Source organism: Rhodococcus sp. LMD (assembly GCF_056108245.1).
On sequence record NZ_CM148557.1, the window covers coordinates 2,157,618 to 2,172,219 of the forward strand.

Below are 14,602 nucleotides of genomic sequence, written 5' to 3' on the forward strand. Positions count from 1 at the left end.
GCGTCGCTCACGAAGTTCGTACGGCGGATGGCGCCGCAAACCACCGTGCCCGTAGTGTTTGTGCGTTCCACGCAGCGTGATGCGCGTTGCAGACAGTGCCGAAAGATGGGAAGTGCCGGTGTCCAGTGCTGCCGACGACGAGACCAACTACCTGGTCGGGCTCAATCTGCGGGGCCGGCGCGTGGTGGTGGTCGGCGGCGGTACCGTCGCACAGCGGCGGCTCGGCCTGCTCGTCGCCGCCGGTGCCCACGTGCACGTGATCACCCGTGCCGCGACGCCCGCCGTCGAGGGCATGGCGACCGCCGGGCAGATCACCCTGGAACTGCGCGACTACCGCGCCGGGGATCTGGACGGCGCCTGGTATGCCATCGCCTGCACGGACGAACCGGACACGAATGCCGCGATCGTCGCGGAGGCCGAACGCGACCGCATCTTCTGCGTCCGGGCCGACAACGCCCGTCGCGGCACCGCGGTCACCCCGGCCACCGCCCACTACGACGGGATGACCGTCGGTGTGCTGGCCGGCGGCGACCACCGCCGCTCCGCGGCCGTGCGCACCGCGATCCGCGAGGCCCTGCAGTCCGGCGCCGTCGTCGCAGACGCCGAACCCGCCCGTCCCGGGGTCGCGCTGGTCGGGGGTGGCCCGGGCGATCCCGACCTGATCACCGTCCGCGGGCGGCGCCTGCTGGCCCGGGCCGACGTCGTCGTCGCCGACCGGCTGGCCCCACCGGAACTGCTCGCCGAGCTCGGCCCCCACGTCGAGGTGATCGACGCCGCCAAGATCCCCTACGGCCGGGCGATGGCGCAGGAGGCCATCAACCAGGCCCTCATCGACGGCGCGAAGGCCGGGAAGTTCGTCGTCCGGCTCAAGGGCGGCGACCCGTACGTGTTCGGCCGCGGCTACGAGGAACTCGAGGCATGCGTTGCCGCCGGGGTGCCCGTGACGGTCGTTCCGGGCATCACCAGCGCCATCTCGGTGCCCTCCGCGGCGGGGATCCCGGTCACCCATCGCGGGGTCACCCACGAGTTCGTCGTGGTCAGCGGGCACGTGGCCCCGGACCACCCGGATTCGCTCACCGACTGGGGTGCGCTCGCGCGCCTGCGCGGCACGCTGGTGCTGCTGATGGCGGTCGAGCGGATCGAGCAGTTCGCCGCCGCCCTGCTCGAGGGGGGCCGGCCCGCGCAGACGCCGGTCACCGTGATCCAGGAGGGCACGCTGCGCACCCAGCGGGTGCTGCGCGCCGATCTGGCGACCGTCGCCGCGCGGGTCCGGGAGGAGCAGATCCGCCCGCCGGCCATCGTCGTCATCGGGCCGGTGGCCGCGTTCGACGTCGGGCCGGTGGCCGAGGTCGCCTCGGACGCTCGGTAACGTTGATCCACATGGCCGAAACCTCCTCGCCCGTGAGCTACCCCGTCACCACGCGTGCGCTGGGTCTGGCGATCGTCGTCCTCAGCGGCCTCCAGTTGATGGTCGTGCTCGACGGCACGGTCGCCAATCTCGCGCTGGCCCCGTTGCAGGAGGACCTCGGCCTGAGCGACGCGGGACGCAACTGGGTGCTCACGTCGTACGCACTGAGCTACGGCGGTCTCATGCTGCTCGGCGGACGCCTCGGCGACGCCTTCGGTCGTAAACGCATGTTCATCGCCGGCGTCGGGTTGTTCACGCTCGCCTCGCTGCTGTGCGGACTCGCCGTCAACGAGGGCACCCTCGTCGCGGCCCGCGCGCTGCAGGGCGTCGGCGCCGCTGTGGCCTCGCCCACGGCCCTGGCGCTGGTCGCCACCACCTTCGCACCCGGACCGGCCCGCAACCAGGCGATCGCCATCTTCGCGGCCATGACCGGTGTCGGCTCGATCGCCGGGCTGATCATCGGCGGCGCTCTGACCGAGGTGTCCTGGCGCTGGATCTTCCTGATCAACGTGCCGATCGGGATCCTGATCGTGACCCTGGCCGTGATCGCGCTCCGCGAGACCGCCGCCGAGCGGCTGCCGCTGGACGTGCCGGGCGCGGTGCTCGCCACGCTCGGCTGCACCGGTCTCGTCTTCGGGCTCACCGAGGGCCCCGAGATGGGGTGGAGCAGCCCGGCGGTGGTCGGCGCGCTGCTCGCCGGTGCCGCGCTGCTCGCGGTGTTCCTCGTCGTGGAGCGCCGCGCCGAGAACCCCCTGCTGCCGTTCGTGCTGTTCCGCAATCCCGACCGGGTCGCGACGTTCGTGTCGATCTTCTTCGCCGGTGCCGTCATGTTCAGCCTCGCCGCGTTCGTCGCCCTGTTCGTGCAGGACATCCTCGGGTACTCGCCGCTGCAGGCCGGTCTGGCGTTCGTGCCGTTCGCCTTCGGGCTGGGCGCCGCCGCTGCGGTCGCGTCGAAGCTCGCGGTCCGGGTGCGGCCCCGGTGGCTCGTCGTCACCGGAGCCCTGATCATGGCGGTCAGCCTGCTGTACGGGTCGACCATGTCGCACACCGTCGCGTACGTGCCGACGCTGTTCGTCCTGGTGCTCGTCGTCGGATTCGGCGTGGGCCTGGCCGTGGTCCCGCTGCCGCTGTGTGCGATCGCCGGCGTCGGCTCGCACGAGATCGGCCCGCTCGCTGCGATCGCCCAGGTGGCGCAGACGCTCGGCGGCCCGATCGGTCTCGCCGTGATCGGCGCGATGGCCACCTCCCGGACCCTGGCCCTGGGGGGTACGTCCGGCGCCGTCGCCGACATGGACCCCGCCCAGCTCTACGCGCTGGGGGAGGGCTATCTGTTCGCTCTCGTCGGCTGCGCGGTGTGCGCCGTGATCGCGGGGGCTGCGGCGTTGTTCATCCGCTTCACCCCGGAGCAGGTCGCGCAGGCCCAGGAAGCGGAGAAGGCGGCGCAGGGTACATAGACCTCCGCCGCCGGAGGCACAGGGTACATAGACCTCCGCCGCCGGAGGCGCAGGGTACATAGACCTCCGCCGCCGGAGGTGCAACAGCACACAGACCTCCGCCGCGGTGGCCGCCCGCAGCGGGGTGTGACCGCCGTGCGTCCCGGGTAGCCGGAGCACATGCTGTCCGCCTTCACCGACCGGGTTCGATACTCGGCGTCGTGGACGGTACGTGCCGTCCGCGAACGAGGCCACGAGCGCCACATCGCCACCCAGGCTGCCAAGGCGTCCGTCGCTGCGATGATGGCCTGGCTCGTCGCCGCCGAGTGGCTCGCGCTGCCGCAGGCCTATCTCGCGCCGTACGTCGCGGTGTTCCTCGTCGAGACGACGGTGTTCCGGTCGGTCCGGCAGGCGTTCGTGCAGATGGCGATCGTCCTGTCCGGGGTACTGCTCGCCGCGGCGGCGATCGCGCTCGTGCCCGGACCGACGCTGTCGATCGGCGCAGCCGTGCTCGTCGGCTGGTTCGTCGGCCGGTGGCGGGTGTTCGGCACCAACGGGATCTGGGTGGCGATCACCGCCCTGTTCGTCATCGCGACGGGCGTCGCGGGCGATCCGGTGATGCTGGGAGACCGGTTGATCGAGACCGCCATCGGCGCGGTCTGCGGACTCGTGGTGACCGCGGTGCTCTTCCCGCCCGTCTACCCGGTCGGAGACGAGCTCGAGGTACTCACCCGGGAGATCCGATCCCTGCTGTGCGACATGGCCGCCGGGACGGGCGACGACGCGGGGCCGGGCACCGGGGGCTGGGCGCGCCGGGCGGAGGAGATCGACCGGATGATGGAGCGCGCGGCGGAATCCTCGCAGTGGGCACGCGAGAGCGCGCGGCTCAATCCGCGTCCGATCGCAGACCGGGTCCGGGACCAGGCCACGGCCTCCCAGGGCGTCCTGGACCGGCTGTGGTACGCCGTGCCGGCGCTGCGCGAACTCGCACGTGTCGCCGAGGCGGCGTCGGACGGTGTTCTCGCCGAGGCTGACGACGCGGCGCGGTGTTCCGTGCCCACCCTCCTGACGGCCCTTGCCGGGCTCGTGGACCGGATCGGGGACGCCCACGACGACCCCGCACGATTCGACGAGGCCCGCGACCGGTGCGCCCGCCGGCTCGCCGAACTGCAGCGCTCGGCCGCCGGGTCCGGTGATCCCCGGGTGGCGGCCGTGCTCGGGAGCTTCTGGCACCCGGCGCACCGGTTCCTCACCGCGGTGCAGGACACCGGGCGCACACCGCAATCAGGTCAGAATCACGAGTTCGGTGGCTGACGCCGTCTCCACCCGCAGACCCGCGCGGGCCGCGACCCGCGCGACACCGTCGACGTCCGCCGGCTCCGCGCGGGTCAGCACGAGCGCACGTGCCAGCAGGCCCTTGTGGTGCTTGTTGAAGTGGCTGACCACCTTGCGGCTGCCGTCCGGCTGCTCGGTGAGCACGGTTGCCGTGACCGCACCGGGGACAGGTCCGAGCTGCTGGTACACCCCCGAGCGCAGGTCCACGACGAGCTCCCCGGCGGCCTCCGCGGACAGTGCGTCGCTCAGTTCCGGGCGCCACAACGACGCGAGGGTGCCGAACCCGGGCAGCTTCGATCCGCCCGACAGGCGATATGCAGGGACGGGATCGCCCGCACGGACCGCGCCGAACAGCGCCGACCCGATCGCGAGCCGCCGGTAGGCCTTCGCCCGCTGCGCCCTGGTGAACCCGGCGGCGTCGAGGGCGTCGAACAGCACTCCGGTGTATCGCGCGAGCGCCGGTCGCGTGGGCGAGACCCACAGCTTGGCGTTGCGTTCGATCTCGTCCGCCTGCGTGGGACCCAGGCCGAGCGCCACGGTCGACGCCTCGTGGTCCGCGGCCAGGTCGACGAGTGCCTGCACCAGCGCCTCGCGAGTCACGGTCAGCTGCGGCATCGACAGTTCGCCCAGGTCGAGGGGCGCACCGTCGCCGCCGTCGGACTTGGTTTCGGAAGGAGGCAGAAGCACCAGCACAAGCGGTAACCGTACCGAGGCCGGTCCGGGGGCGGCAGGTAGGCTGCTCTCCCGTGATCACCCGCATGTCGCACCTGTTTCTCCGCACCCTCCGCGACGATCCGGCCGACGCCGAGGTCGCCAGCCACAAGCTGCTCGTGCGCGCCGGCTACGTCCGCCGCATAGCGCCGGGGGTGTACTCGTGGCTGCCACTGGGTCTGCGGGTGCTGCGGCAGGTCGAGCGCGTCGTGCGCGAGGAGATGAACGCGATCGGCGCGCAGGAGATCTCGCTGCCGGCACTGCTGCCGCGCGACCCCTACGAAACCACGAACCGGTGGACCGAGTACGGCGACGGGCTGTTCCGGCTGCACGACCGCAAGGGCGCCGACTACCTGCTCGGGCCCACCCACGAGGAGATGTTCGCGCTCACCGTCAAGGGCGAATACAACTCCTACAAGGACTTTCCGGTCACGCTGTACCAGATCCAGACCAAGTACCGGGACGAGGAGCGGCCGCGTGCCGGGATCCTCCGCGGCCGCGAGTTCGTGATGAAGGACTCCTACAGCTTCGATCTCACCGACGAGGGCCTGGCCGAGTCCTACCGGGCCCACCGCGACGCCTACGAGCGGATCTTCGCGCGTCTCGGGGTGAAGTACGTCATCGTCTCCGCGACCTCGGGCGCGATGGGCGGGAGCGCGTCGGAGGAGTTCCTCGCCGAGAGCGAGGTGGGTGAGGACACGTACGTGCGCTGCCTCGAGTCGGGCTACGCCGCGAACGTCGAAGCGGTGCGCACTCTGGCTCCCGAGCCGGTTGCGTTCGACGGGCTGCCCGAGCCGGTGGTGCACGACACCCCCGACACCCCGACCATCGAGACTCTCGTCGAGTGGGCAGCTGGGGCGCTCGACCGCCCGGTGACCGCCGCCGACACCCTGAAGAACATCCTCGTCAAGACGCGGCGACCCGGCGGGGAGTGGGAACTGCTCGGTATCGGCATCCCCGGCGACCGAGAGGTGGACGACAAGCGGCTCGGGGCATCGCTCGAGCCGGCCGAGTACGAGCTGCTCACGGACGCCGACTTCGCGGCCCACCCGTTCCTCGTCAAGGGGTACATCGGTCCGAAGGCGCTGCTGGACAACGGGGTCCGTTACCTCGTCGATCCGCGGGTCGTGGACGGCACGTCGTGGATCACCGGCGCCGACGAACCCGGCAGGCACGTCGTCGGACTCGTCGCGGGCCGGGACTTCGTCCCGGACGGCACGATCGAGGCCGCCGAGGTGCGCGACGGTGATCCGTCGCCCGACGGTGCCGGGCCCCTGGTGTCGGCGCGCGGCATCGAGATCGGCCACGTGTTCCAGCTCGGCCGCAAGTACACCGATGCCTTCGCCGTCGACGTGCTCGGCGAGAACGGCAAGCCGGTGCGGCCGACCATGGGTTCCTACGGTGTCGGCGTCTCGCGGCTCGTCGCGGTGATCGCCGAGCAGCAGCACGACGACAAGGGTCTGCGCTGGCCGGCCGAGGTCGCTCCGTTCGGCGTGCACCTGGTGATCGCCAACAAGGACGAGGCGGCCCGGGCGGGCGCCGAGAACCTGGCGGCCGAACTCGACAAGGCCGGAGTCGAGGTCCTGCTCGACGATCGCAAGGCCTCGCCCGGGGTGAAGTTCAAGGACTCCGAGCTGCTCGGCGTGCCGCTGGTGGTCGTCGTCGGACGGGGATGGGCGGACGGCAAGGTCGAGCTGCGCGACCGGTTCGGCGGCGAGTCCCGGGAGGTTCCGGCCGACGAGGCGCTGCAGGAGATCCTCGGCCGCTGAGGCGCGTCGGACCCCACAATCGGTGTCATGACCGACAGCGACACGGCCGACGACTGGGCCGCCACCGACAGCTACCTCGCCGAGCTCCTCGTCGGCGACGACCCCGCCCTGACCGCGGCGCTCGAGGCCAACGCCGCGGCCGGGTTGCCGCCGATCGACGTGGCACCGGTGCAGGGCAAGCTGCTGCACCTGCTGGCCCGGATCCGCGGTGCCCGGCGCATCCTCGAGATCGGCACGCTCGGCGGGTACTCGACCATCTGGCTGGCGCGGGCCGTCGGCGACGACGGGCGCGTGGTCACCCTCGAGTACGAACCGCGGCACGCCGAGGTCGCCCGCGCCAACCTCGACCGCGCCGGGGTGGGGGAGCGCGTCGAGGTCCGCGTGGGCGCCGCCCTCGACCTCCTGCCGTCCCTCGAGGTCGAGGCCCCGTTCGACCTGGTCTTCGTCGACGCCGACAAGGAGAACAACCCGCACTACGTGCGGTGGGCGCTGCGGCTCGGCCGACCCGGAACCGTGATCGTCGTCGACAACGTGATCCGCGGCGGATCGGTGACCAATGCCGACCTCGACGACGAGCGTGTGCGCGGCGCCCGGGAGGTGCTCGAACTCATGGGGGCGGATCCCCGCCTCGACGCGACCGCGCTGCAGACCGTCGGGGTCAAGGGCTGGGACGGCGTGGCGATCGCCGTGATGACCGGCTGACCCGCCGCGCCGGACGGCTCAGGGTTGCCCGGGCAGCGCGACGGACGGCGGGGCGATCCCCAGGTTGACGCGCCACCGTGCCGCCCGCATCGCCGACTCGGTGAGCGCCTCGATCGCCGCTCCACGGGTGTGCTCGCTGCGGGCCCGCTCGACGACGGAACGCCACGCCACGGCGACATCGGCCTCGATCTGTACCGCCAGCTGTGCCGCCGAGACCGGATCGGTCACCGGGAAGGGCGTGGTGTACCCGGCGGCAGCGGGGGGCGGGGTCACGCCCGCGGCCCGCAGCGCATCCGTGGTGGCGTCGCGCCGGGCGCGGTGGGCCGCGGTGTCGGCCGAGACCTCGGCCGCCCGGGCGGGGTTGGAGAAGGCGGCGACGATTCCGTACCCGAACACCGCGGCGTACTCGGCGTTCAACGCGTCCACGAGGGCCTGCTGCTCGACACCCAGCGACTGCGAACTCACGGCAGCAGCACCCCCGTGTGCACGGCGCACGCGGCGCTGATCGAGGCGAGCAGGCCCGCCCGGTACCCCTGCAGGGTGCGGGCGAGATCGGCGGCGGCGCGCCGCGAGGTGCCCAGCCGGTCGCGCATCAGATCGAGGGTCGGTGGATCCGCGGCCGGAGCGACGGTCGTCGTCGTGACGTCCGACACCGTCGGGTCGGTCCCGGCGAGCCGGGCCACTTCGGCGTCCAGGGTCTGGGCGTGGGTCGTGCGTTCGGCGGCGACGGCCTGCAGCGCCTGCGCACGGTCCGGAAGCAGCGCGACGAGCAGGGCGGCGGTCGCGGCGTCGACGCGCGCCCGCTCGGCCTGCGCGATCAGCGGATCGACCTCTCCGCTGCCGTCGTCCTCGCCGGCAGCGCACCCGGCGACGGCGAGCGCGCCGAGACCGCCGAGCGCGGCGCCGGACCACCGCAACACGGTGCGGCGGGATACGGGCGGTGAGGATGCGAGCGTCGGCACCGCACCATCGTGCCAGCCCGGTCCGCGTGGATCCGACGGTGGTCGGCCGCGGGGGTTGGTCACGGGGGCACCGAATGCGCGATATCCTGGGATACCTGCCGGTCCGCTCGTGCGCCGGCATGTCGTCCGCTGCGATCACAACTGAACGAGGAGCTTGTCGCGATGCCGGTGCCGCCCCCGGAGAGAATTGCCGAACTCGTCTCCGGACCGATCGAGCGCGAGGGATACGACCTCGAGGACGTCGTGGTCACGTCTGCGGGCAAGCACAGCACGGTGCGGTTGTTCGTCGACAGCGACACCGGACTGAGCCTCGACGAGGCCGCCCGTCTGAGCACTCTCGTCTCGGAGGTTTTCGATTCCGTCGCCGACTTCGGCGAGTCGCCCTACGTGCTCGAGGTGACCAGCCCCGGCATCGGCCGCCCGCTCACCCTCGAACGGCACTGGCGCCGGTCCCAGGCCCGCAAGGCGCGGATCGACCTGGACGACGAGACGATCGTCGGCCGCATCGGTGAGCTCGTCGGCGACGAGGTCCGGGTCGTCGTCCCCGGCCGCAACGGGCCGTCCGTGCGGGTGCTTCCGCTCGCGGATGTGCGCCGCGCCGTTGTCGAGGTCGAGTTCAACGCGCCGAATCCGCGCGAACTCGAACTCGCGGGCGGGGTGCCGGACGGCCGGGTGCGTGCGGGCGAGATCGCCGAGAGCGACGGCGAGGATCCGGACGACGAGAACGGCACCGACTACAACGGCACGGACGAAGTGAAGGTGGACAAGTGAATATCGACATCGCAGCCCTGAAGGTCCTCGAGGCCGACAAGAACATCCCGTTCGATGCGCTGATCGAGACGATCCAGACGGCCCTGCTCACCGCCTACCGGCACACCGACGGGCACCAGCCGCACGCGAGTGTCGACGTGGACCGCAGGACCGGCGCTGTGCGGGTGATGGCGCAGGAGTTCGACGCGGACGGCAACCTCGTCTCCGAGTGGGACGACACCCCCGAGGGCTTCGGCCGCATCGCGGCGACCACCGCGCGCCAGGTGATCATGCAGCGCATTCGCGATGCCGAGCACGAACAGCGGTTCGGGGAGTTCGCGACGCACGAGGGTGAGGTCGTCGCCGGCGTCGTCCAGCGCGACACCCGCGCCAACGCCCGCGGCATGGTCGTGGTGAAGATCGGTGGCGAGACCACCGGCGCCGAGGGGCTGATCCCGCCGGCCGAGCAGGTGCCCGGCGAGACGTACGAGCACGGTGACCGGATCCGCTGCTATGTCGTCGGGGTCTCCCGTGGGCAGCGCGGTCCTCAGATCACGCTGTCCCGGACGCACCCCAATCTGGTGCGCAAGCTGTTCGCCCTCGAGGTGCCGGAGATCGCGGACGGGTCGGTGGAGATCGTCGCCGTCGCGCGGGAAGCCGGCCACCGTTCCAAGATCGCGGTCCATTCGCGAGTGCCGGGGCTCAACGCCAAGGGCGCGTGCATCGGCCCGATGGGGCAACGGGTGCGCAACGTCATGCGTGAACTCGGGGACGAGAAGATCGACATCATCGACTTCGACGAGGACCCGGCGAGGTTCGTCGGCAACGCACTGTCCCCCTCGAAGGTGGTATCCGTCACAGTCGTCGATCCCGACGCGCGTGCGGCCCGGGTCGTCGTCCCCGACTATCAGCTCTCCCTCGCGATCGGCAAGGAGGGGCAGAATGCCCGCCTGGCTGCGCGGCTGACCGGGTGGCGGATCGACATCCGCAGCGACGCCGCGGCCGGTGGTTCGGAGTCGGCGGGGTCGCCCGCGACAGGCAGGTAGGGGTGGAATGCACGGTTCCGGCCCGATCAGCGGTAGAGTGGTCGATGGCTCAGCATGAGCTGCCCTCGGCCGGCCGAGAGCGCATCGCTCCGGTGCGCACCTGCGTCGGGTGTCGGCAGCGGGTGCTGGCTGCCGATCTGCTGAGGGTCGTGGCGCGGGCGACGGAGTCGACAGGTTTCGTGCTGGTGCCGGATCCGGGGCGGAGGATGTCCGGTCGGGGCGCGTGGCTGCACCCCGATCCGGAATGCCTCGGTCAGGCGGAGCGGCGTCGAGCATTCGGCAGAGCGCTGCGGGTGTCGGGAACAATCGACCCGTCCGCGCTTGTTCAGCTGGTCGGGGTCCGGAACGAGGGGAACTCGGCGTAGCGATACGCGCCGGACCGGGGACACCAACTCTGAGAAGAACAGGTACGAACACTCATGAGCACACCGTGAAGCACCAGCGATGAACGTCCATCGGAGATAACCCGAGGTCGTGCGGGCACCAGCCGCTCGACCTCATCAGTGAGGAGAGCAGTGGCAGGCAAGGCCCGTGTACACGAGTTGGCCAAGGAACTCGGTGTCACCAGTAAGGAACTTCTCGCCCGTTTGAAGGAACAGGGCGAATTCGTGAAGTCGGCGTCCTCGACAGTCGAGCCGCCGGTGGCGCGCCGACTGCGCGAGTCCTTCGCGAAGGCGAACGGCGACGGCGCAGCCCCGTCGGCGGCCCCCAAGCCCGGGGCGCCGCGCCCCGGTCCCCGTCCGGCTGCGCCCGCCCAGGCCGCACCGGCACCCGCCCCGGCCCCGCAGCCGGAAGCCGCCGCCCCGGCGCCCAGCCCGGCTCCGGCGGCGCGTCCCGCCGCGTCCGGCCCCAAGCCCGGCGCTCCGCGCCCGGCCGCCCCGAAGCCGGCCACCCCGGAGGCCCCGGCCGCGCAGGCCGCGCCGCAGGCACCGGCCCCGCAGGCGCCGGCCCCGCAGACGCCGAGCCCCGGTCCCAAGCCGGGCGGTCCCCGTCCCGGTCCCAAGCCGCCGCGCGTCGGCAACAACCCGTACTCGTCCGCCCCCGCGGAGCGTCCTGCGCCGCGTCCGGGCGCCCCGCGTCCGGTTCCCGGTCAGGGTCGCCCCGCTGGCGGTCCCGGTGGTGCCCGTCCGGCCCCCGGTCAGGGTCGCCCCGCGGCCGGTCCCGGCGGTCCCCGTCCGGCCCCCGGTCAGGGTCGCCCCGCGGCCGGTCCCGGCGGTCCCCGTCCGGCCCCCGGTCAGGGTGGCCCCCGGCCGTCCCCGGGATCGATGCCCCCGCGTCCGAACCCGGGCGCGATGCCGCAGCGTGCTGCACGTCCCGCCCCGACCGGTCGTCCCGGTCGGCCCGGTGCCCCCGGCGGGCGTCCGGCCGGCGGTGGCGGCGGTTACCGCGGTGGTGGTGGCGGCGCTCCGGGTGCCGGCACCGGTGCCGGCGCTCCCGGTGGATTCCGCGGTCGCCCCGGTGGTGGCGGCGGTGGTGCCGGTCGCGGTGGCCGCGGTGGCACCGCGGGTGCCTTCGGCCGTCCCGGTGGCGCTCCGCGCCGTGGCCGCAAGTCGAAGCGGCAGAAGCGGCAGGAATACGATTCGATGCAGGCACCGTCGGTCGGCGGTGTGCGGCTGCCGCGCGGCAACGGCGAGACCATCCGTCTCGCTCGCGGGGCGTCCCTGTCCGACTTCGCGGAGAAGATCGACGCGAACCCGTCGGCCCTCGTGCAGGCGCTGTTCAACCTCGGTGAGATGGTCACGGCCACTCAGTCGGTGAACGACGAGACTCTCGAGCTGCTCGGCTCCGAGATGAACTACAACGTTCAGGTCGTCAGCCCCGAGGACGAGGACCGCGAGCTGCTCGAGTCGTTCGACATCACCTACGGCGAGGACGAGGGCACCGAGGAAGACCTCGTGCAGCGCCCGCCGGTGGTGACCGTCATGGGTCACGTCGACCACGGCAAGACCCGCCTGCTCGACACGATCCGCAAGGCCAACGTCCGCGAGGGCGAGGCCGGCGGCATCACCCAGCACATCGGTGCCTACCAGGTGATGACCCACCTCAACGGCGAAGACCGGCTGATCACCTTCATCGACACCCCGGGTCACGAGGCGTTCACCGCCATGCGTGCCCGTGGCGCGAAGTCGACCGACATCGCGATCCTCGTGGTCGCGGCCGACGACGGCGTCATGCCGCAGACGGTGGAGGCGATCAACCACGCTCAGGCTGCGGACGTGCCGATCGTGGTCGCGGTGAACAAGATCGACAAGGAGGGTGCGAACCCTCAGAAGATCCGCCAGCAGCTCACCGAATACGGCCTGGTCACCGAGGAGTACGGCGGCGACACCATGTTCGTCGACATCTCGGCGAAGCAGGGCCTGAACATCGACCAGCTGCTCGAGGCCGTGCTGCTCACCGCGGACGCGTCCCTCGATCTGCGGGCCAACCCGGACATGGAGGCGCAGGGCGTCGCGATCGAGGCGCACCTCGACCGTGGCCGCGGCCCCGTGGCCACCGTCCTGGTCCAGCGCGGCACGCTGCGGGTCGGCGACTCGATCGTCGCGGGTGACGCGTACGGCCGGGTCCGCCGCATGGTGGACGAGCACGGCGACGACGTCCTCGAGGCGTCGCCCTCGCGGCCGGTCCAGGTCATCGGCTTCACGTCGGTGCCCGGCGCCGGTGACAACCTCGTCGTCGTCGAGGAGGACCGCATCGCACGGCAGATCGCGGACCGCCGCAATGCGCGCAAGCGCAACGCGCTGGCCGCCAAGAGCCGCAAGCGGATCAGCCTCGAGGACCTCGATGCCGCGCTCAAGGAGCACAACGAGCTCAACCTCATCCTCAAGGGCGACAACGCCGGTACGGTCGAAGCCCTCGAGGAGGCCCTCATGGGTATCGAGGTCGGGGACGAGGTGCGGCTGCGAGTCATCGACCGCGGTGTCGGTGGTGTGACCGAGACCAACGTCAACCTGGCTGCCGCGTCCAACGCTGTGATCATCGGCTTCAACGTCCGCGCGGAGGGCAAGGCCACCGAGCTCGCCAACCGCGAGGGTGTCGACATCCGCTACTACTCGATCATCTACCAGGCGATCGACGAGGTGGAGAAGGCGCTCAAGGGCATGCTCAAGCCCATCTACGAGGAGGTCGAGCTCGGCCGCGCCGAGATCCGGGCGATCTTCAAGTCGTCCAAGGTCGGCAACATCGCGGGCTGCATGGTCCAGTCCGGCATCGTCAAGCGCAACGCGAAGGCCCGTCTGCTCCGCGACAACAACGTCGTCGCCGAGACGGTCACCATCTCCTCGCTGCGGCGCGAGAAGGACGATGTGACCGAGGTGCGGGAAGGCTTCGAGTGCGGTCTGACGGTCACTTACTCCGACATCAAGATCGGTGACGTGATCGAGGCGTACGAGCTGCGCGAGAAGCCGCGCGACTGACGCGGCCGGATACACCCGACGGTCTCGTCGGCGGCGGTGGGCGAGATGATCGCCCGCCGCCGTCGGCGTGCCGGAGATCGGCACCGCACGACATCGGAGGACGGATGTATCTCGGGGCTCTGGAACTGGACGTTCTGCTCGGCGACGTGCGCTCGCTCAAGCAGAAGCGGTCCGTGATCCGTCCTGTGCTCGCCGAGCTGCGGCGGATGACGGTCAGTGCCGCCGAGACCGGTGACCAGGACCTCTACCGCCGCGCCGAGATCGGGGTGGCGGTGGCCGCGTCCGCGGTGCCGTACCTCAACGAGGTGCTCGACACGTGCGAGCGGCTCGTCGCCGAACGCCCGGAGTTGCAGCTGCTCTCCGTGCGGCGAAGAATTTTCGGTCCGGAGGACTGACCGGACCGGTCGAACAACATGTGGTCGCCGTCGGCGGCCGGGGAGAGGAACCGACTGACATGGCCGATCCAGCACGGGCACGCCGACTGGCCAAGCGCATCGCCACGATCGTCGCCACCGCCATCGATCACGAGATCAAGGATCCGAGGCTGGCGTTCGTCACGGTGACCGACGCGAAGGTCACCGCCGATCTGCACGACGCCACCGTCTACTACACGGTCCGCGGCGAGAATCTGGACGCCGAACCCGACCTGGCCGCGGCTGCCGCCGGCCTGGAGAAGGCCAAGGGTGTGCTGCGCTCGAAGGTCGGAGCGGGAACCGGAGTGCGATTCACCCCCACGCTGACCTTCGTCACCGACACCGTGCCGGACACCGCCCGGCACATGGAGGAACTTCTCGAGCGCGCACGGGCTGCCGACGAGGAGCTGGCCAAGGCCCGGGAGGGAGCCGCACCCGCCGGCGAGCCCGACCCATACAAGGAGCCCCGGACCCGTCCCGACGGTGACGATCTGTCGCGTCCCGACGACGGTGACGATCTGTCGCGTCCCGACGACGGTGACGATCTGTCGCGTCCCGACGACGGTGACGATCTGTCGCGTCCCGACGACGGTGACGATCTGTCGCGTCCCGACGACGGTGACGATCTGTCGCGTCCCGACGACGGTGACGATCTGT

The 14,602-nt window shown here is 71.6% G+C and carries 13 protein-coding genes and 1 pseudogene; 11 read left to right on the forward strand and 3 right to left on the reverse strand.

Annotated features, from left to right (window positions below; genetic code table 11):
• The first annotated feature begins 79 nt into the window (after positions 1-79).
• From cobA to ACWPQI_RS10130, 3 genes are all read left to right on the forward strand, one after another.
• Complete coding sequence (gene cobA / locus ACWPQI_RS10120; RefSeq protein WP_225222750.1) at positions 80-1,369, forward strand: uroporphyrinogen-III C-methyltransferase; 1,290 nt, start codon at positions 80-82, stop codon at positions 1,367-1,369.
• An 11-nt stretch (positions 1,370-1,380) separates the two neighbouring features.
• Positions 1,381-2,862, forward strand: coding sequence for an MFS transporter (locus tag ACWPQI_RS10125; protein WP_017680569.1), 1,482 nt, complete (start codon positions 1,381-1,383; stop codon positions 2,860-2,862).
• A 159-nt stretch (positions 2,863-3,021) separates the two neighbouring features.
• On the forward strand, positions 3,022-4,155 hold the full coding sequence (locus ACWPQI_RS10130; RefSeq protein ID WP_102030770.1) for an FUSC family protein: 1,134 nt from the start codon (positions 3,022-3,024) through the stop codon (positions 4,153-4,155).
• On the opposite strand, the gene yaaA is transcribed toward ACWPQI_RS10130, so the two are convergent.
• The gene (gene yaaA, locus ACWPQI_RS10135) at positions 4,126-4,869 is read right to left on the reverse strand and encodes a peroxide stress protein YaaA (protein ID WP_010592712.1); all 744 of its coding nucleotides are present in this window, start codon (positions 4,867-4,869) and stop codon (positions 4,126-4,128) included. The genes ACWPQI_RS10130 and yaaA overlap by 30 nt on opposite strands.
• Before the next feature lie 53 nt (positions 4,870-4,922).
• Between yaaA and ACWPQI_RS10140 the strand changes: the two genes are divergently transcribed.
• Complete coding sequence (locus ACWPQI_RS10140) at positions 4,923-6,656, forward strand: proline--tRNA ligase (RefSeq protein WP_010592711.1); 1,734 nt, start codon at positions 4,923-4,925, stop codon at positions 6,654-6,656.
• A 27-nt stretch (positions 6,657-6,683) separates the two neighbouring features.
• Positions 6,684-7,358, forward strand: a complete 675-nt coding sequence (locus ACWPQI_RS10145; protein WP_017680571.1) for an O-methyltransferase — start codon at positions 6,684-6,686, stop codon at positions 7,356-7,358.
• Between the two features lie 18 nt (positions 7,359-7,376).
• Here the strand turns inward: ACWPQI_RS10145 and ACWPQI_RS10150 are convergent, their stop codons facing one another.
• Both ACWPQI_RS10150 and ACWPQI_RS10155 read right to left on the reverse strand, forming a co-directional pair.
• Positions 7,377-7,823 carry a ferritin-like domain-containing protein gene (locus tag ACWPQI_RS10150; protein WP_010592709.1) on the reverse strand — a complete coding sequence of 149 codons (447 nt, stop codon included), beginning with the start codon at positions 7,821-7,823 and terminating at the stop codon, positions 7,377-7,379.
• Positions 7,820-8,320: a hypothetical protein gene (locus ACWPQI_RS10155; protein WP_010592708.1), complete on the reverse strand. Its 501-nt coding sequence runs from the start codon at positions 8,318-8,320 to the stop codon at positions 7,820-7,822. Before ACWPQI_RS10155 ends, ACWPQI_RS10150 begins: the two co-directional genes overlap by 4 nt.
• A 162-nt stretch (positions 8,321-8,482) precedes the next feature.
• Here ACWPQI_RS10155 and rimP point away from each other — a divergent pair, with 162 nt between their 5' ends.
• From rimP to rbfA, 6 genes and pseudogenes are all read left to right on the forward strand, one after another.
• Positions 8,483-9,091 (forward strand): ribosome maturation factor RimP, encoded by a 609-nt coding sequence (gene rimP, locus ACWPQI_RS10160; RefSeq protein WP_010592707.1) that lies wholly within the window; start codon positions 8,483-8,485, stop codon positions 9,089-9,091.
• Complete coding sequence (gene nusA, locus ACWPQI_RS10165; RefSeq protein ID WP_003938972.1) at positions 9,088-10,116, forward strand: transcription termination factor NusA; 1,029 nt, start codon at positions 9,088-9,090, stop codon at positions 10,114-10,116. Before rimP ends, nusA begins: the two co-directional genes overlap by 4 nt.
• Positions 10,117-10,160: 44 nt before the next feature.
• On the forward strand, positions 10,161-10,481 hold the full coding sequence (locus tag ACWPQI_RS10170; RefSeq protein ID WP_395704676.1) for a YlxR family protein: 321 nt from the start codon (positions 10,161-10,163) through the stop codon (positions 10,479-10,481).
• Positions 10,482-10,631: 150 nt separating this feature from the next.
• Positions 10,632-13,532, forward strand: coding sequence for a translation initiation factor IF-2 (gene infB, locus ACWPQI_RS10175; RefSeq protein WP_082061257.1), 2,901 nt, complete (start codon positions 10,632-10,634; stop codon positions 13,530-13,532).
• A 104-nt stretch (positions 13,533-13,636) separates the two neighbouring features.
• A complete protein-coding gene (locus ACWPQI_RS10180; RefSeq protein ID WP_003935690.1) occupies positions 13,637-13,927 on the forward strand; it encodes a DUF503 domain-containing protein in 291 nt (96 codons plus the stop codon).
• A 59-nt stretch (positions 13,928-13,986) separates the two neighbouring features.
• Positions 13,987-14,436 (forward strand): annotated as a pseudogene (rbfA, locus tag ACWPQI_RS10185) (30S ribosome-binding factor RbfA); the annotation flags it as partial.
• Positions 14,437-14,602 lie beyond the last annotated feature (166 nt).